Genomic DNA, 3,500 nt, shown 5'->3' on the forward strand with positions numbered 1-3,500 from the left:
CCGGATCCGTTGGCGCCGCCGGTTGCAGGACCTGTTCAGATGCGCCGAAAGGATTCGTTTTGACGGCATCGGCTCCGCCGTGTACGGGGTTCTCGGGCACATAACCTTCTTTCATGAAGTAGCGCCTGCACACCACATGTTGCGGCACATCCGCCGCCCCGTGGGCGACAACCGCAGGCTGCAACTTCTGCCAGGCTTCCGTTACCGCTTCCACCGATTTCTCCTCCAGCAGCGCGCAATATGCGGCATCGGGCGGGGTCAGGAAGATGTCGCCGGCGGACCCTCCGGCATGGGTGTGGGTACAGGAAATAAGCACATTACGGGAATCGATGCCGGTTTGCGCCTGAATGCGCTGCTTGATGCGGTCCATCAGCGCACGCGGCATCACACAGGTATCTGCAACGGCGATTGCCAGGCGCTGATGCCCGTTGTCCAGCACCAGTGCGCGCACGAAAAGCGGGTCGTGGATCTGCGTGGCGCGGTGCGGGAAGAAGTCGCCGTTAATGAGCGTGCCCAGAGGCGGCGTGATATCCGCGGCCGCGGAGCCGGCCTGAAATTTCGTTTCGTTCATAATCGTGGTCATGTTGCCCAGGCTTTACGCAGGAACCGCAGCCAGTTGCCGTGAAGGATATTATCGATAACTGCCTGCGCGGAACCTCTGCGGGAAAGGATGTCCGTAAATTTTTGGAGGTCGGCAATGGAGTGAAGGTCCCAGGGCGACTGCTCCGTTCCGAAAATCCCGTCGAGGTCGCTGCCGATCGCGATATGCCTGCTGTTGCCGGCCAGTTGGCAGATATGGTCCCAGTGATCCGCCAGCTGCTCCAGCCGGATATCGAGTTGCCAGGGATCGGAAACGGTGTCGATGAATCGGATATCCATCGCCCAGCAGTCCAGCATGCCACCGATGACGGCATCCCGCTCAATGAGCAGCCGTATTTGCCCGTCGCTCAGTTGCCGTTGGTTGGGCACGATCTTGCGGACGTTGTGATGGCTGGCCCAGATGGGGCCCTGGTAAAGGTCCATCGCCTGGAAGAAGCCTTCATCGGTGAGATGGGTGACATCGAGGATCAGGCGGAGTGTATCCATTTCCTTTAACAGCTCCACGCCTTGCGGCGTGAGTGGCCCGGTCATTTTGGTGCCGGGGGCGTATCGTCCCGGCCCGAAATGCGACAGGCCGATGGCGCGCAAACCGTCTGCGTGTGCCCGGTGAAGATAGGAAATATCCACCAGCGAATCGGCGCCTTCGAGGCTCAGGATGTACCCGACGGGCTTCTGCGCATCGGGAACGGATGCATCGTCCCATAGCTGCAGATGCGCATCAAGCCCTGCCAGGTCGCGGATTTGCACCATTTCTCCGAGTGCTTCCATTTCGCGGTACCATGTTAGCTGCGCCTGGGTCATGGCCCATGCCTGTTGCGGGGAATGCCAGCCCGGAAGGGCGCTTCCCGGCGGCGTGTACCGCGCCAGCTGCGTGGCTACCACCAACCCGATCCTGCCTTTCCGCAGTTCAGGAAGGCAAACGGTGCCCCGGCCGCGGTCGGGCTTGTCTTTCATATGCATCTCGCGCTGGCGGATTTGATCCAGCGGCAGCGAGAGGTCGCGGTTCCATTCGATGGCGTTCATGGCCAGGTCGAGATGGGCGTCGATGATAAACGGAGCGTTCATGGTTCAGTTTTTTCGTTATCGCCGAAAGGATACCGGTGCATGAGTTGCCGGATGCGGTAGCTGAAGCGGTTGAAAACGGAAGCCCATTTTTCCGCTTCACCTTCCCCGTAATCGTAAAACCCTTTGCCCGCGTCCATACCGGTATGGCCCTGGTGCAGGAGCTCGTCCATCCATGCCGGCGGCCCTTCGCTGCGATCGAGGCCGGGATTGAGGTCTTCCATCACGAGCCCGTATGCATAGGGGCCCATGAGATCCATGTACCGGAAATTACCGGCAAAGGGCAGGTAATAACCAGCGTCGTTGCGGCAGGCGCGGTCGATATCTTCCACAGAGGCATAACCGTTGCTGACCAGGAAGAAGGCCTCCCGCGCCATGGCGCTCATCATCCGCGAACGGATGCCTTCGTCGCCGGGCACTACGTACGGGTCTTTCCCCCACCCTACTGCCATATCCCTGAAAGCATGCGCACACGCCTCCTTGCAGGCGGTGTTCACGATCATTTCGAGGAACTGGGTGGTATGGGCGGGTTCTGCCCAGTTGGCGCCGATGATCCGCGCGGGATGGCCCGCGCCTTCCTGCAGGCGGCTTAGGGCAATGCACTCGGTGTTGACGGCGATGATGGCTTCCTGTGGCAGCCATGCTTCCAGTTCGGCGATCCGGCTTCGCTTGGTGGCCAGGCATTCGGGCGCGGCGATAATGGCGGCGGCGTAACCGGATGATTTTTCCGGCAAGCCCCCGAGCGTAAGTTTTTGCCCGGAGCGCTCCGCTCCTCCGTGTTTCGCATGCGCCTGCTGCAAATTGGCGATGGTTTCACCGTCGGCTGCCGGGTCTGTGGTGCAATGCGCGACCGGATGGCCCGCCTGCAACAGGCAAACGGTAATGCCGGCGGCCAGCGGGCCGGTCCCGGATACAAGCAGCGGTTTCTTTGAGTGGTCTGTTGCGTCTTTGTTCATAATTACTGGTTATGCTGCATGTTCCCGAGAACGTCTTCGGCGGTTTCCACCGCCTGGCGTATATCCGCTTCCGTATGCGCGGCGCTGATGTACCAGAGGCCGCGGCCGATGATACGCACGCCGCGGTCGTGCATGCCGGAAATGAATTGGGCAAGCAGGCCGCGGTTGAACCCGAGCGTGTCCCGGTATTCGCGGACGGACGGCTGCGCGGAGAAGCCCGTGTGGAACATCGGGCCCGGACCGGAGATCGTCAGCTGGTGCCCGGTGCGGCCGGCTGCCCGGCGCAGCCCGCTCATCAACAATTGTCCGTACCGGAAGAGCCGCTCGTACGGCTGCGTTTCTTCCAGCACCTGCAGCGTGGCCTGCGCCGCAGCGATGGTGGGATTGCCGGCATTCATCGTACCGGCATGCACCACCTTCCCTTCCGTGATCTGGTCCATCCATTCGCGCTTGCCTACAATAGCGCTGATGGGGTAACCGCTTGCCATGGCCTTGGCAAACACGGAGAGGTCTGGTGTAATGTTGAAATATTGCTGGGCCCCGCCTAACGACAGCCGGAAGCCGGTGATCACTTCATCGAAAATCAAGGCAATGCCATACGTATCGCAGAGCGCGCGCATCCCTTCCAGGAAGCCCGGCTGCGGCAGGATGCAACCGTTGTTGCACATGACGGGTTCCGTGATGATGGCGGCGATCTCGCCGTGGTGTTCCGCCAGCGTGGCTTGCAGCAGCGGAAGATCGTTCCAGGGCAGGATGATGAATTCATCCCGCGCCCCAGCGGGCAACCCGGCCGACCAGGCATGCGCCTGCGGAGCATTCCTGCTGCCAGCTGCCGTAACATCCGGTGCGGAGATCCCCCAGCTCACGTTATCCAGCCACCCA

4 protein-coding genes are annotated in these 3,500 nt (G+C 61.3%); all 4 read right to left on the reverse strand.

Annotated elements, in window-relative coordinates; all coding sequences use genetic code 11:
- A partial coding sequence (locus Q0510_RS16875) for a neutral/alkaline non-lysosomal ceramidase N-terminal domain-containing protein (RefSeq protein WP_298714433.1) occupies window positions 1-583 on the reverse strand: 583 nt, incomplete at its 3' end.
- Window positions 580-1,665 carry a membrane dipeptidase gene (locus Q0510_RS16880; RefSeq protein WP_298714436.1) on the reverse strand — a complete coding sequence of 362 codons (1,086 nt, stop codon included), beginning with the start codon at window positions 1,663-1,665 and terminating at the stop codon, window positions 580-582. The genes Q0510_RS16875 and Q0510_RS16880, both read right to left, overlap by 4 nt.
- On the reverse strand, window positions 1,662-2,618 hold the full coding sequence (locus Q0510_RS16885) for a 3-hydroxyacyl-CoA dehydrogenase NAD-binding domain-containing protein (protein WP_298714438.1): 957 nt from the start codon (window positions 2,616-2,618) through the stop codon (window positions 1,662-1,664). Before Q0510_RS16885 ends, Q0510_RS16880 begins: the two co-directional genes overlap by 4 nt.
- A gap of 2 nt (window positions 2,619-2,620) precedes the next feature.
- Window positions 2,621-3,500: aminotransferase class III-fold pyridoxal phosphate-dependent enzyme (locus tag Q0510_RS16890; protein WP_298714441.1), on the reverse strand; the 880-nt coding region annotated here is incomplete at its 5' end.

Source organism: uncultured Chitinophaga sp., from assembly GCF_937874145.1.
In the GTDB taxonomy this organism is placed as follows: domain Bacteria; phylum Bacteroidota; class Bacteroidia; order Chitinophagales; family Chitinophagaceae; genus Chitinophaga.